25 protein-coding genes are annotated in these 26455 nt (G+C 44.0%); 11 read left to right on the forward strand and 14 right to left on the reverse strand.

Annotated elements, in window-relative coordinates; genetic code table 11:
* Positions 1–56: 56 nt before the first annotated feature.
* Positions 57–1214 (reverse strand): Gfo/Idh/MocA family protein, encoded by a 1158-nt coding sequence (locus PAHA3_RS28615; protein WP_062838011.1) that lies wholly within the window; start codon positions 1212–1214, stop codon positions 57–59.
* Between the two features lie 111 nt (positions 1215–1325).
* Here PAHA3_RS28615 and PAHA3_RS28620 point away from each other — a divergent pair, with 111 nt between their 5' ends.
* From PAHA3_RS28620 to PAHA3_RS28660, 9 genes are all read left to right on the forward strand, one after another.
* Positions 1326–2198 (forward strand): AraC family transcriptional regulator, encoded by an 873-nt coding sequence (locus PAHA3_RS28620; RefSeq protein WP_062838012.1) that lies wholly within the window; start codon positions 1326–1328, stop codon positions 2196–2198.
* A gap of 219 nt (positions 2199–2417) precedes the next feature.
* Positions 2418–5051 carry a bifunctional lysylphosphatidylglycerol flippase/synthetase MprF gene (mprF, locus tag PAHA3_RS28625; protein ID WP_062838013.1) on the forward strand — a complete coding sequence of 878 codons (2634 nt, stop codon included), beginning with the start codon at positions 2418–2420 and terminating at the stop codon, positions 5049–5051.
* Between the two features lie 634 nt (positions 5052–5685).
* On the forward strand, positions 5686–6333 hold the full coding sequence (locus PAHA3_RS28630) for a phosphatase PAP2 family protein (protein ID WP_062838014.1): 648 nt from the start codon (positions 5686–5688) through the stop codon (positions 6331–6333).
* 8 nt (positions 6334–6341) lie between these two features.
* Positions 6342–7427: a sensor histidine kinase gene (locus tag PAHA3_RS28635; protein ID WP_062838015.1), complete on the forward strand. Its 1086-nt coding sequence runs from the start codon at positions 6342–6344 to the stop codon at positions 7425–7427.
* Between the two features lie 169 nt (positions 7428–7596).
* The gene (locus PAHA3_RS28640; protein WP_062838016.1) at positions 7597–8100 is read left to right on the forward strand and encodes a DedA family protein; all 504 of its coding nucleotides are present in this window, start codon (positions 7597–7599) and stop codon (positions 8098–8100) included.
* A 42-nt stretch (positions 8101–8142) separates the two neighbouring features.
* On the forward strand, positions 8143–8709 hold the full coding sequence (locus PAHA3_RS28645) for a class I SAM-dependent methyltransferase (RefSeq protein ID WP_062838017.1): 567 nt from the start codon (positions 8143–8145) through the stop codon (positions 8707–8709).
* Positions 8710–8798: 89 nt separating this feature from the next.
* Complete coding sequence (locus PAHA3_RS28650) at positions 8799–9479, forward strand: response regulator transcription factor (RefSeq protein ID WP_062838018.1); 681 nt, start codon at positions 8799–8801, stop codon at positions 9477–9479.
* Positions 9472–10572: a sensor histidine kinase gene (locus tag PAHA3_RS28655; protein ID WP_062838019.1), complete on the forward strand. Its 1101-nt coding sequence runs from the start codon at positions 9472–9474 to the stop codon at positions 10570–10572. Before PAHA3_RS28650 ends, PAHA3_RS28655 begins: the two co-directional genes overlap by 8 nt.
* A 33-nt stretch (positions 10573–10605) precedes the next feature.
* Positions 10606–11205, forward strand: coding sequence for a class I SAM-dependent methyltransferase (locus tag PAHA3_RS28660; RefSeq protein WP_062838020.1), 600 nt, complete (start codon positions 10606–10608; stop codon positions 11203–11205).
* Positions 11206–11261: 56 nt separating this feature from the next.
* Here the strand turns inward: PAHA3_RS28660 and PAHA3_RS28665 are convergent, their stop codons facing one another.
* The 7 genes from PAHA3_RS28665 to PAHA3_RS28695 all read right to left on the reverse strand — a co-directional run bounded on the left by PAHA3_RS28665 (position 11262) and on the right by PAHA3_RS28695 (position 17077).
* A complete protein-coding gene (locus PAHA3_RS28665; protein WP_062838021.1) occupies positions 11262–11654 on the reverse strand; it encodes a hypothetical protein in 393 nt (130 codons plus the stop codon).
* Positions 11655–11679: 25 nt separating this feature from the next.
* Positions 11680–12462 (reverse strand): SDR family NAD(P)-dependent oxidoreductase, encoded by a 783-nt coding sequence (locus PAHA3_RS28670; protein ID WP_062838022.1) that lies wholly within the window; start codon positions 12460–12462, stop codon positions 11680–11682.
* An 89-nt stretch (positions 12463–12551) separates the two neighbouring features.
* The gene (locus PAHA3_RS28675) at positions 12552–13130 is read right to left on the reverse strand and encodes a TetR/AcrR family transcriptional regulator (protein WP_062838023.1); all 579 of its coding nucleotides are present in this window, start codon (positions 13128–13130) and stop codon (positions 12552–12554) included.
* 56 nt (positions 13131–13186) lie between these two features.
* Complete coding sequence (locus PAHA3_RS28680) at positions 13187–14185, reverse strand: NADP-dependent oxidoreductase (protein WP_062838024.1); 999 nt, start codon at positions 14183–14185, stop codon at positions 13187–13189.
* A gap of 85 nt (positions 14186–14270) precedes the next feature.
* Positions 14271–15356 (reverse strand): alkene reductase, encoded by a 1086-nt coding sequence (locus tag PAHA3_RS28685; RefSeq protein ID WP_062838025.1) that lies wholly within the window; start codon positions 15354–15356, stop codon positions 14271–14273.
* 59 nt (positions 15357–15415) lie between these two features.
* The gene (locus PAHA3_RS28690) at positions 15416–16174 is read right to left on the reverse strand and encodes an SDR family NAD(P)-dependent oxidoreductase (RefSeq protein WP_062838026.1); all 759 of its coding nucleotides are present in this window, start codon (positions 16172–16174) and stop codon (positions 15416–15418) included.
* Between the two features lie 318 nt (positions 16175–16492).
* Complete coding sequence (locus PAHA3_RS28695; protein ID WP_062838027.1) at positions 16493–17077, reverse strand: TetR/AcrR family transcriptional regulator; 585 nt, start codon at positions 17075–17077, stop codon at positions 16493–16495.
* A gap of 231 nt (positions 17078–17308) precedes the next feature.
* On the opposite strand from PAHA3_RS28695, the gene PAHA3_RS28700 reads away from it, so the two are divergent.
* On the forward strand, positions 17309–18772 hold the full coding sequence (locus PAHA3_RS28700) for a DHA2 family efflux MFS transporter permease subunit (RefSeq protein ID WP_062838028.1): 1464 nt from the start codon (positions 17309–17311) through the stop codon (positions 18770–18772).
* Between the two features lie 175 nt (positions 18773–18947).
* Here the strand turns inward: PAHA3_RS28700 and PAHA3_RS28705 are convergent, their stop codons facing one another.
* Both PAHA3_RS28705 and PAHA3_RS28710 read right to left on the reverse strand, forming a co-directional pair.
* Entirely contained in the window at positions 18948–19736 is a 789-nt protein-coding gene (locus PAHA3_RS28705; protein ID WP_062838062.1) for a TrmH family RNA methyltransferase, read from the reverse strand.
* A 26-nt stretch (positions 19737–19762) separates the two neighbouring features.
* Positions 19763–20464, reverse strand: a complete 702-nt coding sequence (locus PAHA3_RS28710; protein ID WP_076211287.1) for a potassium channel family protein — start codon at positions 20462–20464, stop codon at positions 19763–19765.
* Positions 20465–20592: 128 nt separating this feature from the next.
* Between PAHA3_RS28710 and sspI the strand changes: the two genes are divergently transcribed.
* Positions 20593–20826, forward strand: a complete 234-nt coding sequence (gene sspI, locus PAHA3_RS28715; protein ID WP_036673259.1) for a small acid-soluble spore protein SspI — start codon at positions 20593–20595, stop codon at positions 20824–20826.
* 230 nt (positions 20827–21056) lie between these two features.
* On the opposite strand, the gene PAHA3_RS28720 is transcribed toward sspI, so the two are convergent.
* The 4 genes from PAHA3_RS28720 to PAHA3_RS28735 all read right to left on the reverse strand — a co-directional run bounded on the left by PAHA3_RS28720 (position 21057) and on the right by PAHA3_RS28735 (position 26264).
* Complete coding sequence (locus PAHA3_RS28720) at positions 21057–22640, reverse strand: peptide chain release factor 3 (protein ID WP_062838029.1); 1584 nt, start codon at positions 22638–22640, stop codon at positions 21057–21059.
* 351 nt (positions 22641–22991) lie between these two features.
* The gene (locus PAHA3_RS28725) at positions 22992–23390 is read right to left on the reverse strand and encodes a DoxX family protein (RefSeq protein WP_053783291.1); all 399 of its coding nucleotides are present in this window, start codon (positions 23388–23390) and stop codon (positions 22992–22994) included.
* Between the two features lie 358 nt (positions 23391–23748).
* Entirely contained in the window at positions 23749–25299 is a 1551-nt protein-coding gene (gene zwf, locus PAHA3_RS28730) for a glucose-6-phosphate dehydrogenase (protein ID WP_062838030.1), read from the reverse strand.
* A gap of 215 nt (positions 25300–25514) precedes the next feature.
* Positions 25515–26264 (reverse strand): YwmB family TATA-box binding protein, encoded by a 750-nt coding sequence (locus PAHA3_RS28735; protein WP_062838031.1) that lies wholly within the window; start codon positions 26262–26264, stop codon positions 25515–25517.
* Positions 26265–26455: the final 191 nt, after the last annotated feature.

Below are 26455 nucleotides of genomic sequence, written 5' to 3' on the forward strand. Positions count from 1 at the left end.
AAAAAAAGATGCCGATCTCACTGTATTGTGAGAGGGCATCTTTTTCACGTAAAAAACTACAAATCCAACTTGCTACCGAGCGTAATACTCGCATCCTCGAAGTTCTCTACCGTCGTCTTCTTTTCATAAAAGTGTACGGCATGTTGCATAATTCCTTCTCTTGTGTAAAACGCGTCTTCCGCCCCTATTGGAAAAATAACCTTTTCTCCCGTGCTTGCCGACTTATAGATACCCACAATCAGTTCAAGCGTATTTCGACCACTTTCTCCATCCACCAGAAGGGGTGATCCTGTCTCAATAGCGTTTAACACGTTCTCAACTTGCCCAGCGTGACCGACATGAACAACATCCGGTAATTCGTCAGCCAGCGTCTGAATCTGCTGTTCCAGCTCTTGATTGGATTCTGGAAATCCGTTACTCCGTGCAGTAGAAGCAACCACTTTCCAAGGTGCAGATACCCGGGCTTCTTTGCCCTGAAAAATTAACTGTTGCTCCTCTCCGTGATGCACAACCGAACTGGTAATCATGCCAAGCGCCCCTTCCTGGAAGCGTAGCATCGCCATGGATATATCCTCAACTTCGGCATTATCATGTGCCGTATTAGCCATCATCGCCTGCAATTCCACTGGAGGTCCCATCATCCAAAGCAGTGCATCAATATGATGCACTGCATGATTGAGGGTGCAGCCTCCGCCTTCTTTTTCCCATGTTCCGCGCCACCACAGATCATAATAATTGTGGCCCCGCCACCAGAAAGAATCAACCTGCACATGTAAAATGGGGCCCATCTGTTTACTGTCCAGCACACCTTTCAGCTTCATCATCGGTGTCGTAAACCGATTCTGAGCTACAACGGATAGTAGCTTGCCACTTGCTTGCGCTGCTCTCAGCATCAGATCTGCTTCCTCCAGAGAAGATGCCATCGGCTTTTCGACCAGCACATGCGCACCTGCCTGCATGAAATCACACGCAATTGGAGCATGTGTATACGGCGGCGTACAGACTGAAACCAGATCTATATTCTGGGCAAGTAACTCTGTGTAATCCCTGATCGCTTGCGCACCTTCCAGTCCATATTCGTTAATTCGCTTCTGTGCTTTATCCACGTACATGTCGACCACAGCAACAATCTGACATCGCTCAGGAAATGCCAAATATGCTGAGATATGTGCTCCACTAATTGCACCTGCTCCGATAATTGCCACTTTTAACATCGTTGCATGCCTCCCTTAGTCCCTTCACAATACACAATAATAAAGCGCTTTTATGCGTTCATCTTGTGCTAAAATAAAACTATCTTGCGCATGTTAAGGGAGGCAATCCTGATGTCCATCATCCTGGGAGAACAATTTAATCTGGCCTGTCGTCGTACATCCAACACTACGTTTCGCGAAGTGTTTCATGCTCATTCGCAGATGGAGATAACCTATATCCACGAGGGATATGGGCAGTTGATCACCGAAGGGCAGGTTTTCTCTCTTGAACCTGGTATGCTCATGATTTTTCGACCTTTTCAATTGCACCACGTCCAGATTCAAGTATCCAGACAGCAGCCTTTCATTCGAAATGTACTCATGGTTGAGCTTGATATATTGAAGGCACTTTGGTCGCATTTTGTGGCGACTCACCACTTCATACAGGATCTGCTGGGAGAGCAATCCCCCATTCAGCCGATCCGACTTGCTGACACTTCCCCTCTCGTTCAACGAATGGAACAATATGCAGATACGTATCCAGGTCTGCTTCCCCACGAAGTAGATGAGGATACTCGCCTCTTTTTATTGGATCTGCTCGCACAGCTTCGCTATCTGTGGCAAGACGGCCAGCAGCGCCGCTCCCAGGATGTACTCTCGTCCAGTGCAAGCGTTCTTCACCCTCATGCCGAAGCCATCATGCAATGGATTGAACAGCATTACCATGAGCCTTTTCGTTTGGAGGATATCGCAGATACACTTCATTTATCTCCCTATCATCTGTCTCATGTTTTCAAAAAAGCGACCCGAACCACAATCGTTGCGTATGCTCAAGCCACCCGCATTCGTCATGCCTGTGCGCTGCTCACCCGTTCCTCGCTCACCGTTCCCGAAATCGGTCACCGTGTTGGTATGACCAGCCCCTCCTACTTTTGCAAAGTATTCCGTACTGCCACAGGATCTACACCACATCAATATCGGCTGAAGGTGCAGGGGTGGAAGTAATAATCCGCATGAATACTCCCATCCTTGTCTTCACTATCAGTTCACACTTATTGAATTTAATCCCCCATCAATTCTTCAGATTTTCTTTAGAAATATACCCATGAAATCCTTAGTTTTTTTCAATATGATTCCTGTACGGCAGGAAGCTCGCAAAATACCCATGCCCCTGCCCAATAACGTTAAAATTCTATTTTTCATAAAGGTGGAGTCCAAGACACAATGAAAGATTTGCTTCAAAACCTTAAGTTATTTCAGTTTCTAAAAGCTTGTTATCAATCCAGAATCATTAGAGCTCTAATCCCTGTAACGATTCTCGTCATCGTCTATGTATATGGAAGACATGAGATTCAGCGTATTAATATAGCTAGCATTATTCATGAAATACATATGAAGCCGGTTCATGTCATCATTCAATTAATCATTGCTTCTTTTCTAGCCGTATCTGTAATGAGTACGTATGATTTTCTTATTCGCAAACAGTTTAAGCTCGATATTCATTGGATAACCACATATCGTTACGCCTGGATCGCTAACACTTTTAATAATATGGTTGGGTTCGCAGGTCTTACCGGTGTAGGATTACGTGCGTTTCTTTATAAGAAAAGCGGGATTCCCATGAAAACAATGGGCGCTGCCATACTTTTTTTATCGCCTATTTTATTGGTTGGCCTATCCTTGCTTGGCGGTCTTGCACTAATCGGTATTTTGCCTGTAGAACCCCTATTTGAACAACATCCTTGGCTTCGACTCGGTGTATGGGGAGTTGCCTTATACTTGCCATTTTTCTTACTCATGCAACGTTCATCCCTATTCGCCAAATGGTTTAACAAGGGAAATGGCAGATTACCATGGGGCGTCATTCTCGCTTCTCTGGGTTCATCTGTTCTGGAATGGGCTTGTGCAGGAACATTATTTTGGTTGTTTGCTTTTTCTGATCTGCATCCCTTACCGTTTGCACCGGTAATGGGGGTATACGTTGTGGCAGCCATTGCGGGAATCATTAGTATGGCTCCAGGCGGCATTGGTGCTTTTGATCTGATCGCCTTACTCGGATTGCAGACATTAGGTGTTGAGCCTTCTCGAGCACTGATGATTTTGTTGTTATTCCGCATGTTTTACTTTGTCATTCCTTGGCTCATCGGTCTGATATTGGCCGGGCTTGAGATGCGTCCAAGTCGAAAGCAATGGCAGGATATTACGAAGAACTGTTTCAATGCTACACGTAACATATGGGTCAGATGCTGGAATTGGCCTTCACGTTTCAGTTTGCTTAGTGATCTGGGTGCGTGGATACTTGGCAAGCTCGTATTCGCTAGCGGGGTCCTTCTACTCATCTCCGCGGTTTCTCCAGGTTTTATAGATCGGTTGCGCTTCATGGAACATCTGTTATCTTTATCCATGATGCGCTTATCTGAACAATTGTCAGTAACTATCGGTATCATGCTTATCGTCATATCCTGGGGGATATCCATGCGTATTCGCCGAGCATACTTGTGGACTGGAGCATTGTTGTTAGCAGGAGCCATTTTCACATTTGCCAAAGGATTTGATTACGAAGAAGCACTTATATTATTAACCGTGGCGTTCATTCTGTGGATATCTCCTACACGATTTAATCGTGAGAGTGTTCGTATATCTGCACGTAGCATCTGGATCTGGACGTTTCTTGCCCTAATCTCATCGTTGTCGTATTACATTATTGGGTCACAGCTGCATCCGGCTATTCTGCAACATCTACCCATGCGTGCGCAACAATGGGTGTCACATCCTCACGACTATATGTTAACAGCGCTTAGTGGATTAATGGGCGCTTTGATTGTGATGGCTTTTGTCTTCACATTACGTCCGTCTCGCTATACAGAAATGCGCCCTAATGAAGAAGATATCGATAAATTCACTCAATTCATTGCTACAGAAGACGGTAATCTGTTAACTCATCTCCTCTATCTGGGTGACAAACATTTTTACTGGGCCCAAAATGATCAGGTTCTGATTCCGTACGCTCAAGTACGTCAGAAACTCATCGTACTTGGTGATCCAATCGGCAATAAAAACCTTGTTGGTGCTGCAATTCAACAATTTCAGAGCTATGCGCATCATTATGCATTGACCGTGGTTTTTTATCAGGCTACACCTGAATACCTATCCATCTATCATGAGAATGGCTACAAATTTTTCAAACTAGGTGAAGAAGCTTTGGTACCTTTAGACACCTTTACCCTAAGTGGGAAAAGTAATCAAAACTTACGAACAGCCTTAAATAAGTCAGCTCGCGAAGGGCAGAACTTTGAAGTATTATCCCCGCCATATTCTTCAGAATTACTCTCTGAATTGCGTCAGATTTCGGACGAGTGGCTCGGTGACCGTAAAGAAAAAACGTACTCATTAGGGTGGTTCAACGAAACCTATATTCAGCGCTCCCCCTTAACACTGCTTCGTAATGCACAAGGCAATATTTTGGCTTTTGCAACGCTGGCCCCATCCTATAGTCAACATCAAGTCATCTCCATTGATCTGATGCGTCATCTGAATGATACACCGAACGGTACGATGGATGTGCTATTTGTACGATTGATTGAATGGGCCAAAGAACAGGGGTATTCTTACTTTAATCTCGGAATGTCTCCGCTCTCCAGCGTCGGTGAGAATCAGAACTCTCATCGTGAAGAAAAACTAGCCCGTCTGGTCTTTCGATATGGTGGGTACTGGTATGGATTTGAAGGACTACGCCGTTATAAGGAAAAATTCTCTCCGGAATGGCATGCAAGATACTTGGCTTATCCTTCAGGCATGGCCCTTCCCATGCTTACGCTTGATCTTATTCGGTTAGTATCCCGCTGTCCTAATGAGTAATGGTAGGGTGAATCTGATATAAAAAAAGACCTCTGGTGTTTATTATGATATAATATACCTAATTTTGATATAACTGGAGGTTTTTTATCTGAGTTATAAAATCCCCTTTGGTCTTTTGATATTAACTATTTCGATTATCGGATTTGTAATCACCAGAAGCAACCTTGAGGCCTACGCCACGGTATATAGACTTATTGGGGTCTTGGTTATCTTATCGTCTTACTTCTTTGTCTTTCGAAAGCGGATATAAGGGAGTAACTTAGCAGGGGTGGTTATTACTGTGATGATATTTTTCAGCAAATTGTACTCAGAATATCTACTGATTCCACGACCTCTACGTTTGTTATTTCTGTGGGGATGGATTGTTTTGTTTTTTGTTACTGGTATAAAATTGAACTGGTTCTACTTCCTACAATAATCTGATTTCAAAAAGTTCGTTTCCATCGGACATAAAAAAAGAGCTGAGTCGTCATTATGACGTCTCGGCTCTTCTTTTGTACTATCTGTTCATACCACTCATTTTCGAGACAAACTTTACCTGATATTCAGAAATTCTTTAGAAAATCCCTCTCAAGTTCTTCAGAGTTTATCTCTACTATGGATACATTGATAAATCCGTATAGGAGTTGAGCATTTGAAGCTTTCCAATCCGTCATCTACCAAATCAGCCTGGCTTTCCTTGCTTTGGCTTGCAGCCGTTCCAATCTTAAATATCTTCTATGGTGTACTAAATCGCCCTGGGGATCATGTTTATAGTCTTGCAACACCCCTGGATTCCATGATCCCTTTTGTCCCGGCCTTCATCATTCCTTATGTATTATGGTACCCGTTCATTACAGGTGCATTAATAGCACTTGCTTTTAAGGACAAGCGAACCTATTTTCAAACGCTCATTGCACTTTGCAGCGGTCTGGTGATCTCATACATCTTCTTCGCTCTGTTCCAGACAGCGATTGAACGCCCGAACATCCAAGGGGAGAAAGGCTTTCTCTTTACCATGGTTGATTACATCTACCGTAACGATCAACCCTACAACTGTTTTCCGAGCATTCATGTCCTGACCAGTTATCTGATCTTTAGAGGAACGCATGTGTTTGGACGAGCGATATGGGCGATGACTTCCACCCTCTCCGTTCTTATTATGATGTCTACCGTACTGGTGAAACAACATGTCGTCGTAGATATTGCAGGTGGCATCCTGGTTGGAGAGCTTTGTTTCCGTTTGACTGGAACAACCCTCCACGTTCTCTCATCGCGTGTTAAATCGACTCGATTGGAGTGAGATGAACATTGACAGATTCCCCCTGGTTTTATCGCAAACATAGCATTCGGTTCCATATCCTGATCAGTTCTGGTTTGAGTTTTCTGATGGCCTTGCTCATGACCTTCATATGCATGCTCCCGCTTGCCGCAGTTCATCATGTAGCCAAGCTCCATCTATTGCAATTGCACCTGGCATATCTTGTTCTTATCCTATTTACTACGTTTTTTGTGATATCTTTTTTCATTCTGACTCATCGCATCGTTAGGGAAATTGCCACTTTGGATCACGCGATAAGCATCATATCTGAAGGAGACTTGAGCTATCGAGTGCCTCGGCTTCAACTTGTTGAATTAAGAAAATTTTCGTCTCAACTTCAATCCATGGTGGAGCAATTACAAGAACAGATGATCGAGGAATATGAGAGCGAGACCGCCAAGAGAGAATGGATTGAAGGCATATCAAATGAGCTTTACGCACCCCTGGAAGGGATAATCCGAAACGTGGAGTTGTTAAAAACCAATTCATTTAGGAACCAGGAAGAATATAACCGGATTATACAAGAAACATATACAGATGCCTTTCAATTTCGAAAGCTAATGAATGATCTAATCCAGCACGCCCGACTCTCTGCCCATGATACCCAGTTGAATTTAGAAAAAGCGGACGTCGTTCAGCTTATGCAGCGAACCATTTCTGACTTTGAATCGACAGCGAAAGATCATGACTTTATGGTGGAAAAAGAGCTGCCTTCTTCTCCAATTATGGCTCATATCGATGTTGTAAAAATAGAAATGGCACTCCATAATCTACTATCCCATGTGCTCAAACACTCCACTAAGCCAGGTACCATTCGCCTGATCTTCAAAGCTGATCACAGACAGCTCGTTATTGGGATAGAAGGTAATTTCTCCTCTCATCCTGATGCATACGGCATACCTATGGATCGCACACAACAACATAGCTCATCCCGCACTGCATCAGATGTCTATGCCAGAACTGCAATGGGTCTTCATATCGCCAGAAATATGATTAAGCTTCAGGGTGGCACGTTAACTTTGAATCACGCGAACAACATTATTGTTGTGACTGTGCCACTTGATCACCGTTCCTGATAGTTCCACCTGTTCAAGTCTTGCCAGTAAGTTGGCAAGGCTTTTTTCTCTTGAACATAGTTGTGTGGCTTTGCTTATGTATTCTTTAGATTTTCTTCAGAAATATGCTCATTAATTCCTTAGTTTTTTTCATTATGATTTCTATATCGACAAGAGAGGAGGCAAAACAATGATCAGTAATACGATCTTAGAGCTACTTCATCAGTATGGATATCTGATTTTTTATTTTGCCTTCTCATTAGGGCCTTTCGGGATTCCAATTCCAAATGAGATCACGATTATCAGCGGTGCCATTCTGAGCCACACAGGAGTTATCAATTCATGGATCACATACTTTTGCATTCTGGCAGGACTTTTAACGGCCATTACCTTTGCTTATTTTGCAGGAAAGATGTTCGGACCCAAGATAAAACACAGATTTCAACATCATAAACACTTCGTCAAGGCTGAACGAATTCTGAACCAGTACGGCAATTGGGCAATGTGCATCGGTATGTTTATCCCGCTTGTGCGATACGTCCTCCCTGTGGTGATTGGGCTGAGCGGCGTTCATTATAGAAAATTTGCTCTTATTTCATATTCCAGTGCTTTGCTCTGGACCATCACCTATTTTACAGCAGGAACTTACTTCGGTGGTCCCATTCTATCTACGCTTCAATTATTCCAATTTTGACCGGATTGAATCACATATCATGACTTACATGGAGGCATCTCAATGAATTCCAATGAACCTATCTTATTTCTGAAAAGCTTTCTTCAAAGCCCTAAACATGTCGGCAGCATCATACCCAGTTCCCGGTTTCTCGCCAACAAAATGGTGAATCAAGCGTCTTGGCTGGAGGCCAAAGCAGTTGCCGAACTCGGATCGGGTACAGGTGCCATCACTCGTTATATTCATCAACAGGTACAGGATTCAACTAAAGTGTTATTGTTTGAGATGAACGAAACGATGAGGAATAATCTGCAGAGAACATACCCGGAATTCTCCTGTTATCCAGATGCCGCTCGATTAGTGGAATCCATGAATCAAGAGGGTGTCCAGCAACTGGATTACATTTTTAGCGGATTGCCGTTCTTCAACTTTGAGGCTGAATTAAGAAATACGTTGGTAGACCAAATCCATAAGGCACTCAAGCCTGGAGGGTTATTCATCGCCTTTCAATATTCTCTTCAAATGAAAAAAACATTATCCGAACACTTTATCATCGAAAAAATAGAATTAGTGCCTTTGAATATCCCTCCTGCGTTCGTTTATGTCTGTCGCAAAAAGGAAACAATTTAAACATTCCGGGCTATCGTTTACACTGATGTTATTCTCTTAATAAAAATTTAAAATTTTATTTAATCAAGTCATAAAAGGAGTGTTGAATCATGAGTACCATTCTCGTTGTTGATGATGAACCCGATATCCGTGATGTCATTCATGTCTATTTACGTAACGAAGGATATCATGTCATTGAAGCAGCCAATGGGGAAGAAGCGCTAAATATGATCAAAACAACATCGGTCCAGCTCGTTATTCTGGATGTTATGATGCCCATTATGGATGGAATCAAAGCCTGTTTCAAAATAAGAGAAGTATCCACCATTCCCATTATTATGCTATCCGCCAAGGAAGAGGACATCGATAAAATTACAGGCCTGACTACTGGGGCTGACGATTACATGGTCAAACCGTTTAATCCATTAGAGTTACTGGCTCGCGTTAAGGCTCAGCTGCGACGTCAAACACTGATCGGGAACCCAGAATCCAATTCACTTATTTTGATCAAGGACCTTGTCATTGATACAAGTAAACATTCCGTGAAGCTAAAAGAAAAAGACATTCCACTAACGCCCCTGGAGTTTTCCATTTTGGTGTTACTTGCAAGCTATCCCGGACAAGTATTTAGCTCCGAGAAGATTTATGAGACCGTGTGGAAAGAACCTTATGGATATTCCGATAATACGGTGATGGTCCATATTCGCAATCTGCGAGAAAAGCTGGAATTGAATCCAAGAGAACCTCAGTATATTAAAACGGTATGGGGAGTGGGTTATAAAATTGACTAAAAGATCTCGTCCCTTACCTCGGAAACGAAAGAAAAAAATTCAAATCAATATATTAATCCGAATTGTTCTGAGTACTATTGTTGCAGCAGGATTTAATAACTTGCTCATTTTTCTTTCTATAGAGGTTTTTAAAGCTTGGGAGCAGGCTTGGTTTCGCAATTCGCTTCCGTATGTCATTACTCCCATTTTTATACTCACTTTTATCTTAACTTTTCTGTTATTAACTCGTCGGATGGTTAAAGACATTATTCGCTTGGAGCAAGGGCTTCAAATCATATCCGAAGGAAATCTGAATTACCGGGTGCCCGTTAATCGACAAGATGAACTTGGAAGAGTCGCTTCCAATATCAATCACATGACAGAACAGTTAAAGCAACAGATTGCTAAAGAACGTGAATTGGAGCAATCCAAGATGGACATGATCACTGGCATCTCACATGACCTGCGTACACCGCTTACCAGCATAATTGGCTATATTGAGCTTCTCAAATCAGAATCATTTCAAGACAAAGCAGAGTATGACCGTTTCATCCAAAATACTTACAACAAAGCAACCCATTTGAAGAAGTTACTCGATGATTTATTTGAATATACGCGTCTTAACGCAGTGAACACCCAATTGGATTTGAAAACTGTTGACCTCTGTCAGCTATTGGAACAATTGTTGTTTGAATTCGAACCTTTAGCTCAGGAGCATGGGATTCGTATTGAAAAAAAACTCGGTGATGCTCCAATCATGGTTTCCCTGGATAGCGATAAGATTGCACGAGCCATCGACAATCTTCTCATGAATGCACTGAAGTATTCCTTTAAACCGGGCACGATTCATGTTCGAATGAGTGTGCAGCATACTCACGTTACCATTGATGTAGAGAATAAAGGCATGCCTCTGACGATAGAACAAAAAAACAGACTGTTTGATCGCTTTTATAAGGTCGATTATTCGAGGAATAGCGAAGGTATTCAATCAGGATCCGGTCTGGGTCTTTCTATTGCGAGGAACATTGCGGAGTTACATCAGGGGACTTTAACACTAAAACATACGCGCAACGTATTTATATTCCAACTAAGCTTGCCTTCTAACATCCAGTGAAACATCAATAGCATTGATAATGGAGGATACCACATGAAAACATCCGAACCCCTTCTCTTTCTGCAAGGATTTCTAAAGAATCCCAAACGCGTAGGCAGTGTCCTCCCCAGCTCCAAATCTTTGGCCCAGAAAATTGTCCAGTCTGTACGATGGGATGAGATCAGAACCATTGCAGAGCTGGGACCAGGAACAGGTGCCATCACCCGGCTCATAAGAGCACAATTACCGAAATCTGCAACCGTGTTTCTATTTGAAAGAGACCCTAAAATGAGAAGTAATCTGAAGAAAACATATCCTGAATTCATGTTTCATTCGAATGCATCCTATCTATTGAAAAGGATCAATCAAGAACATGTGCATCAGTTGGATAGCATCATTTGCGGACTGCCCTTTTTTAATTTTTCCAGAGAAATGAGACACAACATCCTGTCACAGATCCATACAGCGCTCCGACCTGGTGGCACGTTAGTTTTATACCAGTACTCACTTCATATGAAGAAACAATTAGCTGAGTTATTTGAGATGGAGAAGATTCAATTTGTGCCCTTCAGCTTCCCTCCTGTATTTGTGTATATTTGTCGTAAGAAGGAAGAGGAAGGACATGGTGAAACGAGAGAATTGGGGGAAACCTGATTGCATTATTACTACAGCACTCCATTGATTTATGCATATTATGTTTTGTCACATTCTCATTTTAAGGTTGCCAGCCAATGAAATGCCTCATCTATGTCATGGAATTCTTGAGTTGGATTGGATATGTCCATTCCTGAGAGCATTCGGTTTGCACTTGATTTAGCTATCGCTTTATGGGGAACAATCAGTGCTGAATGCGTAATTCCGGCCTCCATTGATCTCAGATACCACTCTTGTGCAACCCATTCTTGGTCATCTGGCGATATAACAGCCAAGTGACGGCTATCGTATAACGCCTTATTTGTGCGTTTTTGCACCGCTAACTCCAACACTTTATTTAGCGGTATACGATATTGTTCACCTTTCGCAAAGCTCTTCCATTGCAAAACAACTACCTTGTTTTCCTCATTCCATGTAACGGTTGCTTGAGGGGAATCATAGAAAATCATTTCGACCAGCTCCTTTTTTTTATATTTAATGTCCTGTCTTGTCTTGGGAGGATCTAATCATGCGAGTCATCATCTTACGTGGTAACAAGCGCGGCATAAATGCAATGAATCGATTTCGAGCTCCAGGCATAATTAACGTCTTGCCACGCAAGAAGCCTTGATATCCTTCTTCCGCCACCTGTCCAGCTTCCATGATTGGGCCCTGCAACATCTTCGAGACACCCATACCCGAACGGTCAACAAATCCGGTGGATGTCAGGCCTGGGCACAGTGCCGTTACCGTAACGCCAGTTCCACTTACTTCATTCTCCAAAGCCTCGGTGAATGATAGTACGTATGCCTTTGTTGCATAATATACGGACATCATCGGTCCAGGGAAAAATCCTACCAATGAAGCCACATTCATCACGCCGCCGTACCCACGTTGGATCATTCCCGGCAAGAATAGCTTTGTCATGAAGGTTAAGGCCGTTATATTCACGTCAATCATATTGACCTCTTGTTCCAGATCCGTTTCCATAAACGTCCCGAACAGACCGAAGCCTGCATTATTGACAAGATAGTCAACAACAATGCCCTTTTCCTGCAGCTCATGATAAATCTCCTGTGGTACCCCAGGTGCCGCTATATCTTTGGCAATAACCGTCGTCTGAATATCATACTTTTTCTGATACTCCCGAGCTAGATCCTGTATCTTACCCTCGCTTCGTGCTACCAGCACAATATGATGTCCACCTTTGGCAAACCGATCTGCTAACTCTTTGCCGATCCCACCCGATACGCCTGTGATGAGTACTGTCTTCCTCATGTTGTTGCCTGCCTCTCTTTGCTAAAAAATATGCTTCATCTGGAACGTTAATATTAGAATGAACATTCTATAATGTTGAAAAAAATAGACTACCTCAGTATGAGATCCATGGATAGTGTCGCTATACGAAGCAGTTTTTCCTTGGTCATCGAAGTCTTGGCCATTACCCTTAACCCAACGCCTACATTATGCAGATATTCCGCCAATACCTCGGCGTTATACTCCGTAGTGAATTCATTTTCTCGCTGTCCCCACACCATGATGTCCTTGATTAGTTTCTCGGTATTTGCAAACATCTCCTTCGATCGGTTGTTCATGTCGTCATCCCGTGCCGCCAATTCTACCGTCGAATTGACAATGAAGCAGCCTGATGCTGGAGATTCCTCTCCATGAATTAAAGAAGAAAATATAAACTGAAGTGCTTCAGTTGCCGTTTTGGAACGCTTTACGCCTGCTGCAAGGGCGGAGCTGATTTTGTGATCATACAGATCTACTGACTTTAGAAACAAGGTATGTTTGTCGCCAAATGTGTCATACAAGCTTTTACGATGAATTCCCATATGATTGACCAGATCCGTCATAGACGTCTTCTCATAGCCTTGTTCCCAAAAAAGTCTCATCGCTTTATCCAGTACAACAGACTCTTCGAACTCTTTGCTTCTTGCCATTAGCTTCCCTCCTGTTCAGAAAACGAACATTGAAATAACATGCTCTCGTTGGCCCTTTAAAAGGTAAGAATGACTTTACCCTGGGAGTGACCCGTAGACACTTTAATCAATGCCTTTTCAATGTCATCAAACGTATAGGTTGAATCGATCGAGGGTTTGATTCCTTCTTTTTCTACAAGGGCTGTGATTTCTTGTAATTGACGCCCACTGGAGTGCACGAATATAAAACGATATTCATTTTGATTTTTACGCGCTAAAGAATCCAGGCGTGCACCTACGAGACCAAACAATGCTTTTTTCCACATCGGAAAATGGCTGTCCGCTGCAAAACGATAATTAGGTCCCGCCTTCAAAGAAACTAATTTGCCCTGTGGTTTCAAAATACTCAATTCAGCTTTGATCTCATCCGCACCCAAAGTATCGATCACATAATCGATATCGGACAGGATATCAGCATAATGCTCCGTTTTATAATTAATAAATTGATCTGCTCCGATCGACAGTGTACGTGATCTGCCTCTTTCGCTGCCACTTGTAATCACTGTTAGCCCCATGGACTTGGCAATCGGGATAGCCATCGCACCGAATCCACCGGTTCCTCCAGGTATAAACAGCTTTTTATTCGGTTCAGCTCGGAGTACATCATGCAGTGCTTGATACGCGGTCAAGGCAGTAAGGGGGACTGCAGCAGCTTCGATAAAAGACAGATTTTCAGGCATGATGGATAAAGCATCCTCGTGTACAGCCGCATATTCAGCAAATGCACCAATTTTATTCAGTGGCAACCTGGTATAAACCTTATCACCCACTTTAAATTTCAAAACATCATCACCAACGGCTTCGATGACACCAGATAATTCATTCCCTAAGGTTAAAGGTAACTTATAGTCGGCAATCATCCGAACACTGCCATTCATGTTCAAGATATCCAGTGGATTTACACCCGCAGCTTTTACTCTGATGAGGACCTCATGACTCTGAATCTGAGGTGTCTCAATATCATTGATTTCCACTTGGATATTTTTGGAGTATTTCCGTATTTGGACTGCTCTCATCATTTATCCTCTTCCTTTGCTTATAGACTAGGATCATGGCGCGCAATGTTCAGTTGTACGCCATGTATCCAGGCTTGGCTTTGTGCTAGTGTTGCCCCTCTTGTGACTTTAATTCTTCCAACGTAGGATAGTCGGTGTAGCCTTTACTTCCCATTCCAAAAAATGTTGTCGGGTCTGCTTCATTCAGTGACGCACCTTGTTGAAGTCGTTCCACCAAATCTGGATTGGCTAAAGACCATACACCAACTGGTACCAGATCAGCGAGACCTCGATCTAGATCTACACTGAGATCCTCCAAAGTTCTTCCAGCCCGATTGACCAACAATGGATTTTGCCAGATTGAACGAATGTCTTGGAGCAGGTTCTCATCTCCAAGGTGCATCACATGAAGGTAAACCAAGTCCAATTGCGCCAATTCTTGTACAAGGTAGCGATAGAGTTCAGGGCCTTGTTCGCCATCTTGAATTCCACCCAGCGGTGTCCCTGGCGAAATGCGGAAGCCTGTTCGTTCTGCGCCTATTTCCTCCACGATGGCTTTTGTTACTTCAATCGCGAAACGAGCACGATTTTCTATAGAACCGCCATACTCATCTGTCCGTGTATTTGAATTCTCTCCGAGGAATTGATTAATCAAGTAGCCATTGGCTCCATGAATTTCAACGCCATCCGCACCTGCTTTAATCGCTGCAGCGGCGGCTTTGCGGAAATCAGCGATGGTGGTTTGAATATCCTCCTGACTCAATTCGCGTGGAACAGGGATATCCTGCATCCCTGTGGCCGTGAACATTTCTACACCCGGTGCGATTGCAGATGGAGCAACCGGTTGACGATGATGCGGGGTATTGTCCGGATGTGACATTCGTCCAGCATGCATTAACTGGATGTATACATATCCACCAGCTTCATGCACAGCATCCGTTACCTTTTTCCATCCTTCAATATGCTTATCGGTGTAAATGCCTGGTGACCATAAGTAACCTTGTCCATCATCAGAAGGCTGTGCACCTTCCGTAATCAATAGCCCCATGGTTGCACGCTGAGCATAATAAAGTGCAGCCAACTCTCCAGGTGTTCCATCTTCTTGTGCCCGACTGCGTGTCATGGGTGCCATCGCTAGTCGATGGGGCAATTCCATGTTGCCTATCTTCGTTTTACTCCATATCTTTTCCAATTGGATGTGCTCCTCTTCTTATATGAGATTTGTAGATGTATCCTCTGGATTCTGCTGTATTAATTCAATTCTGAAATCACCGGGTAGATTGCGCCTGTCAGCTGGAAATCATAGTTCTGGTCTACAATCCCTACGACCACTTCATTGTGATCATACAGATTGATCATGAAGCCTGCCATTTCTTTAGCTGTGTGATATTTGGGCATATTCGCTTTGTAATCAAATCCTTCAGCATCTATAGATTTTTGTACAAATTCTGTTTCCGTGATCGCTGGTGCAAGCACCTTTGCTTTTAGTTTTGCACCCTTCAGTTCCAGTTCTTTGGCAAGACCTTCTGTGAAGGCACTAACGTAGTATTTCGATGCAGAATAAGCAACACTGCCTACAGCAATGGCATATCCAAGTGCGGATGAGACGTTAATCAACTGAGTACCTTCGACATTCGCATAATCTCGCACATACAATGTAGAGAGAATGGTCAGGGATTCGATGTTAACACGCAGCATGGTCTCCACTTTATCCAAATTCTGTTCAGCAATGAACGAGCCTTCTCCAAGACCCGCATTATTGATCCAAGTCTCGATTTCATACTCCTTCAAATCGTTATACAGTGCGTATGCCTCTGCGGTAACAGACAGGTCACTTGTGTGAACAATAACAGTTACTTTAGGATCGATACTCTGAATAGTTGATTTAAGTTCTTCCAGCTTATCCAATCTTCTAGCTACCAAAATCAAGTTTCTGCCCCGTGCTGCAAATGCCAATGCTGTTTCATATCCAATTCCTGAACTTGCTCCTGTAATTACGGTGTATTTCATCATATTCTCTCCTTCATATTCTTTAGAATGTTGTGATTTCAGTTTTGAGAACGATCGTTCTTAATTGTGCAAAAAAAAACAGTTAGATCTAACTTGCTGTTAGCATATCATTTCTAGAACGATCAGTAAAGAATTATTTTATTATATAGTAAATCTTTGAAATAACTTAATTAAGAATAGAAAACAGACTGGAAATTGGTTGGGTAAATCGTCAACCAGTAGCCAGCCTTTCGTACGTTTTCTTGCAGTTCAATAATCTCACATAGATACGCTCTAAACTATATTTTCGTTACGTCTATGGATTGTAGTTTGATTATATCAGGTCATAAGAAAAATAAGACGTTTAGCAAGAAAATGAGGTGAATAAGGCATATCATGGCGCAGCCATGCAATAATGGTTCCAATCAGGGCGGAAGAACCGTACCATATTGCAATCTCTTTGTGATTCGCGGATTCTTTTATTTCAGCCTCAGTCTCTGCTCGATCAATTTTGCTTTGGACCAGTCTACTGAGCAATTTGAGCAGTCGTTCTGTGAATATCGGTGTGTGCTTCGATGCAAGTACTACCTCATAGAACTCAGCGTTTTCTGCAAAATGCTCAAGCAGTTTCACCAGTACAGGCCAACTCTCTTCTATTCTCTTATTCTCATATTCAGGAGCATATTCATTCACAATCCGTTCAATATGCTCGATCATCTCATCAGCCATCTTCTCCATCATATCCGAAATATCCCGATAGTGCAGGTAGAAGGTTACCCGATTGATCGTCGCTCGTTCAGCGATTTTATTCACTGACAACTTTTCGATATCCATCTCCTGTATCAATTCAACAAATGCACCTCGAATTAGCTGACGCGTTCGTACAATTCTTGGGTCTAACGCTGATTTCCTCTCGTCCTTCACACCCATCCCTCCTTCAAATTTCAACATTACCATTTAAAAATAGTTGTATATTGTTCATTTACACAACAGATTAATTACTTTTGTAGAATAAACAACGAAATTACTCGATACGTAAATTGCAATCTATCCAAATATATATATAATCCTAATATACACATGTAAATTATACAACACGTCGTAGTTTTAGTCACGTGTGGGTTGAAAGGATGAAAAGAATTGAGTCGAGCTAGAATGCAAGATGAACTATCCGTAAAGAAAGGCCCTATACTATTTATTATGATTTTGGGGGCCTTCCTTGCTACGTTGAATCAAACCATCATGAGTGTCGCTACACCGGAGTTGATGGGTGATTTCAACATTTCTGCCGCAACAGCACAATGGTTAACGACAGGTTACCTGCTGGTGAATGGGGTGCTGATCCCCATCACGGCCTACTTCATGCAACGTTTCTCAACCAAGCAATTATTCCAAGCTTCTATGTTTATCTTCTTAATAGGTACCATTGTATCGGCCCTTGCTCCCAATTTCGGTACATTGCTGACAGGTCGCATGATTCAGGCTGCGGGAGGCGGTATAATCATGCCGCTCTTGATGCACGTTATTTTGACTTTGTTTGCTCCTGATAAACGTGGAGGCGCGATGGGGATGGTTGGCTTGGCCATCATTTTTGCACCAGCAATTGGACCTGCCCTTGCGGGTTATATTCTGGAGAACTACTCTTGGCAAACGATGTTCTACGGTATGATTCCATTAACTCTTATTGTCATTGCCTTTGCGTTTGTATACCTGAAGAATGTGTCCGAACGGGTCAACACAAAGTTCGACATCATCAGTGTTGTACTGTCCACCATCGGATTCGGTGCGTTACTGTATGGCTTCAGTAGAGCAGGAAGTCTGGGATGGTCAAGTGCAGAAGTACTTATCTTCATTGCCGCAGGAATTGTTGCTCTTGCCTTATTCACATGGCGCCAGCTCGTTTCAGATACTCCCTTACTTGATTTGTGGGCTTTCAAGTACAGCATGTTTTCCCTGACCACGATCATTAATATCGCGATTACGATGATCATGTATGCTGACATGATGTTACTTCCGTTGTATCTCCAGAACGCACGTGGTTACACTGCACTGGATTCCGGATTATTACTCCTTCCGGGTGCCCTTGTCATGGGCTTACTAATGCCTATAAGCGGTAAATTGTTTGACCGGTTTGGTGCAAAGTGGCTGGCTGTTACCGGTATGGTGATCACCATCGTGACGTCAATTGGTTTTATCGACTTAACGGATTCAACGAGTTACAGTTATCTGGTATTAATGTCAACTGGCCGTCGAATTGGTATCGCTTTGCTCATGATGCCGATTCAAACTGCGGGTCTTAACCAACTCCCAGCCAGACTCAATGCACACGGCACAGCAATCTCCAATACCGTCAGACAAGTTGCTGGCGCTGTAGGTACTTCATTACTCGTAAGTATCATGACCTCCCGTGCAACAACACATGCACAGGATATGTTATCTACAGGTGCAGCCAATGGCTTCAATCAACAACAGTTGGCTACAGAATCCATGATCCAGGGTATCAATGATGCTTATGTTGTTATCATCGGCATTGCTGTTGTCGGATTGATTCTTTCCTTCTTTATCAAGCGTGTCAAACAAGCCAATGAGGAAGAATTCAAACAGACTGTAAGCCAATAAGTTCTCATGAATTCAAATTAAATTGTCTCGTTTCATATTTGCATAGTAAAGCGGCAGATCAAGACGTTAATGTCTGATCTGCCGCTTTTTTTGGATTGTACCCGTATGAATCTTCTTCACTTCCCAATGATCTTCATCTCAATTGATGATATAAACCACACATCCTATGTATCGGTTACACCATCCGCTGTCTCATCGCCTCAAACAGCAAAATCGTTGCCGCCATTGCCGCGTTAAGCGATTCTGCCTGTCCCTGCATCGGGATCGTAATCGCATCATCCACCAAGCGTGCCGTGGATTCCGAGATACCCTTGCCTTCGTTACCAATCACGAGCCATACCGACTGCGTAAAATCATAACTATAACATGAATGCTCTGCCTGCAAAGAAGTACTGACCAGCTTCACGCCCGCAGCTTTCGCTTCAGGAAGCAAGGATTCCAACTGGCCCTCCACAATGGGCAAATGAAACAATGACCCCATCGTCGAGCGAATCGTCTTCGGGTTATAGACATCAGCACAGCCCGTGCCGAGTACGACCCCAGCAGCTCCTGCTGCATCCGCGCTACGAATAATTGTACCCACATTACCTGGGTCCTGCACCCCGTCCAGCACCACGACAAGCCCGCGCGCTCCGGTGATCAGGCTTTCCAGTGGCTCGCTGCCTTTACGCACAATTGCGAACACAGGCTGCGGTGTCATCGTATCCGTACATTTGGCGATAACCGCAGGAGATACGCTGACCCATTCCACACGCTGAAGCGGGTTCTCAAGCCCTGTCAATTCAATCGGTACACCTTGCTCTCCATCGAATACGATGCACTCCAGATCTGCTCCAGCGCGCAATGCTTCCTGTACAAGATGAATACCTTCAATCATATATTTATGTTGACGGGTACGGTGCTTTTTCTCCAGCAGCTGCGCCCATTCTTTTACACGTGTATTTTGCGGTGATACAATATCCATCTTTTCATCCTTCCCATCTACATCCATCACTTCGGATAGGCAAGCTCCATTTTCGTCAAATGATCCTTGTGACCCACAATGATCAGCACATCTCCAGCTTCGATCCGATCCTCAGCGTATGGAGAAATGTTCATCGAATTCCCACTGCGGATCGCCATGACGTTGCACCCAAAACGTGCACGGATGTTCAATTCCATCAGATTCTTACCGATCATTTGCTCGGAGGCTCTCATCTCCAGAATGCTGTAATCCTCAGACAACTCGATGTAATCCAGTATATTAGGTGAGGTCAGATGATGGGCTACGCGCAGTCCCATATCCCGCTCAGGGTAGATGACTTTATCTGCGCCAATCTTCTGCAGTACCTTACCATGAAGCTCATTTTGAGCTTTTACGATCAGAACAGGTACACCCATATCTTTCAATATCAGGGTTGTCAGAATGCTCGCCTGAATATCTTCACCAATTGCCACAACGACAACGTCGAAATTCCGTATGCCCAGCGCACGCAGCGCTTCTTCATCTGTTGAATCTGCCGATACCGCATGGGTCACCACATTGGACATCTCCTGAGTCCGCTGCTCGTCCGCATCAATTGCCAGCACGTCGAATCCCATGCCACTCAGTGCATTGGCAACACTTGATCCGAACCGTCCCATACCAATTACGGCATACTGTTTCTTGGCCATTAGGGTCTTAACCTCCCGCTGCACTTCAGCATGACGCATCATTACGGATACCCATGCTAACGTAAATAATCCTTCGTAGTATACCACAAAGCCTGATAAACTTGAATGCGCTCGCGCTTCCCAGGGAACAGTATTAGAGCAGCCGAATATACGAGGAGGGAATTGCGATGCCCATTACATTAAGCCTGCGTGAAGCGATTGTTCATAAAGTTCATGACAAGAGTGATGATCAGCTCCGGGAGATGATTGAAGGTTCAGTAGATGGACCGGAAGCTGCATTACCTGGACTTGGCGCCATTTTCGAGATGATCTGGAAGAACACAGAACCTGCCAAGCAGGAAGAACTCATTCAAATCGCGCAGGAGCATCTGCACACCATTCCCGTTCAACCGCTTCGCTAATTGAAGCATTGGAGGGTAAGGTAACCATCAAACCGTTTGTTCTGTCTGCAAAAGAAAGCTTTCCCTTATTTGGCTGGATCATACCCGCCTCTAAGTAAGGTGTATAGCAATAGATCCCCCCGCCAATCGGCGGAGGGATCTTATTTTTTTAACAAGCTCCATCTCATCGCATGAACTTGTTCCGTTTAACTAGCCTTTTAACAATTATCACGAGATACTTCTGCCTTTACTTAAGGCGCAGTCTCCAGGAATTTAGCTGTAGGATTTTTATCCATAGCCGTTCTCATGGCGTACTCATTTTCGAAGAGCACCACATAATTTCCTTTTTTATCTTTTACAAGCGCAGAGTTAATCCGGAATTTGCTTGCATCCAGATTCTCGTCCACGATCCAGCGAGCGAACTGATAAGGCATGCGCTGCAATTGCACGTCTACTCCATACTCGCCTTTCATACGGTATTCAAATACCTCGAACTGAAGTTGACCAATTACGCCGAGAATCGTCTCGTCGAAACTTGCCGTCTGGAACACCTGAATGGTTCCTTCCTCCGTCAACTGATCAATTCCTTTTTGGTACTGTTTATGTTTCAACGCATTTTTTACGGTAACTTTAGCGAAAATCTCTGGCGAGAACGTTGGCAATTCTTCAAAGATAACCTCGCTGCCTTGGCTCAGTGAATCGCCAATCCGGAAGATACCCGGATCGAACAAACCGATAATATCACCGGCATACGCCTCTTCCACAATATCCCGATCTTGTGCCAGGAATTGCTGTGGCTGTGACAGCTTGATCTCTTTGCCGACACGGTTATGCTTCACACTCATGCCACGTTGGAACTTGCCTGACACAATACGCAGGAATGCAATGCGATCCCGGTGTGCCGGGTTCATGTTGGCTTGAATTTTGAATACATAACCACTGAATTTTTCATTCGTTGGTTGAATCTCGCCTACCGTACTGCGGCGTGGTTCAGGCTTCGGTGCAAGTTCCAGGAAGTTCTCCAAGAAGGTCTGCACGCCGAAATTGTTAATCGCACTACCGAAGAAAATAGGGGTCAATTCGCCGCGTTGAACCTTCTCCATATCAAACGGATCTCCCGCAACGTCCAAAAGCTCCAGATCCTGAATTAACTGATCATGCAGATATTCTCCTGCCATCTCACGGATAATTGGATCTGTATAACCGTTTACTTTCTGAACTTTAATTATCGAGTGATCGTCCCCTTGGAACAACTCCACCTGATTTTTCATCCGGTCGTAGACACCGCACAGTTCGCGACCTGTACCAATAGGCCAGTTCATCGGAACTGAACGAATACCCAGTACATTTTCAAGTTCTTCCATCAGATCAAATGGACTTTTACCCTCACGGTCGAGTTTGTTGATAAACGTAAAGATTGGAATGCCACGCTTCGCACATACCTGGAACAACTTAATCGTCTGTGCCTCGACACCTTTTGCCACGTCAATCAACATCACCGCACTATCGGCAGCCGTAAGTGTACGATACGTATCTTCACTGAAGTCCTGGTGACCCGGTGTATCCAGAATGTTAACGCGATGGTTCAGGTAATCAAATTGCATTACGGAAGAGGTAACCGAGATCCCCCGTTGTTTCTCAATTTCCATCCAGTCACTGGTTGCGTGTTTGCTGGCTTTCCGAGCTTTTACCGTTCCCGCAAGGCGAATCGCGCCCCCGAACAGCAACAGTTTCTCGGTCAGTGTGGTTTTACCCGCATCCGGGTGAGAGATAATGGCAAACGTCCGGCGTTTGTCCACTTCCTGTTGAAGAATATCATTTGCAGCTTTGCTCATAGGTTTAATCCCTTTCGTCCGTTCATTCACGTTAATCCGGCATGGCCGGTCCATCATTCAATCTTTATGCAATCCGGCGAGGCCGGTTGATTGTACACGAGTTTTTACGTACTAGGTATTTACACACTAGATTAATTTTACACATTTACAATGGAGTTCATCCTCCTCAAATCTGTGCTTTCATGCATACCGTGAACTGCTTCTTAACCCAACTCTCCTATTGTACCATAATCTGTACCGAAAATAACCGATTACTACAGCAGATTCTTCTCTTTTCATTTGCAAAAAAAAGCACCCTTCAGCCATTTCCATGGCATCCAGGCACTCCTCATTCATTTTTATTTATCGGGTTTAGAAAATCAATGCATCCAGCGCGTATTGTCCGCCACCTGTCAGGGCCAGCGCTACACCAACGACCAGAATTGCGAGATTATATTCGAATCCGTTCTGCGTGGACCAGTATCCGTTCGCTCCATGCACTTTCACAATGGCAATGACCATCGTCAGCGCAATTAGAATGCCACCTACCGGTGTGAGCAGACCCAGAGCCAGCAGCAATCCGCCACCGAATTCCGCGAGTCCAGCCAGTAACGCCACCAATGCACCTGGTTTCATGCCCATCGACTCAAACCAGCCGCCTGTACCCTTGATCCCGTAACCTCCGAACCATCCAAACAGCTTTTGTGCCCCGTGCGCCATGAACGACAATCCAATCACCAAACGAATCAACAACAATCCTACATCCAACATCATTTTCTTTTCCTCCATTCAATATATACAAAATAGTATTCTTAGATTAAAGATATTATGCTAAATTTTTTTCTCCATGATATCGTGTTGAAACCCCTTCACCTGTTTCACATTTCATCTCATGAATCGTGCACTTACCCGAGAAGTTCATCGGGTTAAGTTTGTTATTTGCGTAACTCTTTATCTCTTGTGTTGAGTATAAGTTATATACTTACTTTTTGTCAACAACTTAATTTAAATATATTTCTACAGTCGCATTCCCCAAGCTTTTCACAGCAAAAGAAGCCCGGAAAGTTCGCTTCATCCGCGTTCTTTCCAAGCCTCTTTAATCATCATTTCACCTTATGAATGAATTACATTAATTGTTGACTTGCCAGATCACACGATCCTCGTCCTGACCATTCACCGGCCACCAATGGAATCCGTCCTGCTCCAGCAGCTTATCTGTCGCTTCTGGCCCCCAGGTTCCGGCCGGGTACGGATGAAGCTCTCCCTGATTTTGACCCCAGGCTGCTGCAATCCGATCTACAAAAGACCAGGCCGTCGCCACTTCATCCCAACGGGTAAAGTACGTAGAATCCCCCTCTGCTGCATCGTGCAGCAGACGTTCATACGCTTCAGGTGAGTTAATTCCGATCATGCAGCTCTGACAGAAATCCATCGCGAGCGGCTGAATCTCGGAATCCGAGCCTGGCTTCTTGGCATTGATTTTGATGTATATGCCTTCCATCGGATTCACCCGAATGACCAGCAGATTCGGTTCCAATTTATACTTTTTCCCGAGATACACATTGTTCGGCATCGACTTGAACTCAACTACGATCTCGGTTGTTTTTACCGGGAGCCGCTTGCCTGTCCGAATGTAGAATGGTACACCTGCCCAGCGGAAATTATCCACGAATACACGTGCGGCAAAATACGTTTCTGTATTCGACTCCGGGTCAACCTTGTCTTCCTGACGGTAACCGGGAAGCTGCTTGCCACGGTATTCCCCTTCGGAATACTGTCCCCGCACAACGTTATTGCTCACTTCCTCATCTGAAGTGAACGCCCGCAATGAACGTAATACCTTCACCTTCTCATCTCGAATATCCTCTGGGAAAAGACGACTTGGCGGTTCCATCGCAATCATCGTCAGCATCTGAAGCATATGGTTTTGCCCCATGTCACGCAGTGCACCGGAGTGATCATAATAACCGCCACGTTCTTCCACGCCTACCGTCTCACCCAGCGTAATCTGAACGTTGGCAATATGTTTGTTGTTCCAGAGCGGTTCAAAAAAAGCATTCCCGAAGCGGATCACTTCGATATTTTGCACCATTTCCTTGCCCAGATAATGGTCAATCCGATAGATTTCCTCTTCACGGAACACCTCACGAATCTGTTCATTCAGATGTTCAGCCGATTGCAGATCATAACCAAATGGTTTTTCAATCACCAATCGGTTCCAGCCCTGACTTTCCAGCATACCACCATCCCGCAAACTGTACGAGACACTGCCAAACAACTCCGGTGCCAGTGCCAGATAGAACAACCGATTACCCGGCGTGTTAAACTTCGCTTCCAGATTCTCCGTCTGCGCACGCAACTCTTTGAATCCTTCCACATTATTGATATCCAGTGCTTTGTATTCAAAATGATCGACAAAAGCGTTCCACTCATCAGGTTCCCCCGCTGAATAGCGGCAGAACTCTTTAATGGATTCATAGATGTCTTCCCGGAATTCTTCTGGGGACCTCGGACGACGTGCTACGCCAATAACCGCAAAGTCTTCGGCAAGCTTGCCTTCACGGTAAAGACTGTAGATGGCCGGAAACAGCTTCCGGCGGGCCAAATCTCCCGTTGCTCCAAAAATGAAAAATACTGCGCCTGGTGTCTGTACTTCATCTTGCGATTGTTTTTCAACCATGGGCTCCTCTTTCTTCCGGGAAGATAACCTTCACGCTCTCCCCGAGCTATGTAATGGTGTTATATATGCACGACATACAACCGTCAATTACCAGCAAGTTCCTTCTTGGATGTGATGCCATTTTAGCATATCAACTGAACGGATGCACTATTTACCACTCATTTTTCTGATAAAGATTCTCACTAATCCGTCCATATTCATAGAAATTTCATCCCTTAATACTCAATAGTTATAACGGGGAAACCTACCGTGATTCGATTGTTCCCTTGTTCACCAACCTGGTGAACTGCGAGCTGCATATTCAACATGTGCGATCCACTCTTAATCGACAAGGGCAGGTCAGATGCCTCATAAGAAACACTTGCAGTTCCTGCATCCGTATAACGTTCAACTGAGGCAATATCTATCGTTCTGGACAACGTTTCTTCAATCAGTGCCAACTGCTGACTCGCATCAGATTCAGTAGCAGTAACTGCTGTACCTTGCACAGACATATTCCAACTTGCCTTCATCCCTGAGTCTACAAGCAGTTGATCGACCTGTTCATGTAATGTCATTAATGTATTCCGATCCGTGTGTGCATCCCCTGAGAGTTGTACGATGGCATAGTAACCATTGTCTCCTGTATCGACGACATTGACCAACATGCCTGCACCTCCAGTAGCCGTATCGACAATCTCTTTACTGCGGTAAACATCATGACCCATCTGGCGTACCGGTACCGGTTGTTTCAGTCCCAAGTCACCAGCCAGTAATGCTGCCTGTGCTTCTGCATTTCCCTGGCCTTCTCCTTGCCATTTAATAACCAAAAGATCTACATTATCTATCACGCTATCGGCAGTATAAATTAACTGTTCCAACTGGGTTGCTTTCGGTTCGTTCTTCTCTGCATATACCTGTGTCACACCGATAAGAATAATAATTGCCATTGCCAATATTCCTGCTGTCATCCAACGATTTAACATTTGAATCCCCCGCTTCATTCTTGCATTCTATGAATCTATCAACAGCATGCCCCTTTCGCATATTTGCTATACTTCTTCTGCACACAGCAAAAAAAGCCCGCCCACCACATTCATGGCAGAGCAGAGCTTTCATTTATAATTTTCTATATAAATCATCTCTTATCTATAACTTCCGCACATGAAAGCACGGT

This window comes from Paenibacillus amylolyticus (genome assembly GCF_001570725.1).
In the GTDB taxonomy this organism is placed as follows: domain Bacteria; phylum Bacillota; class Bacilli; order Paenibacillales; family Paenibacillaceae; genus Paenibacillus; species Paenibacillus amylolyticus_A.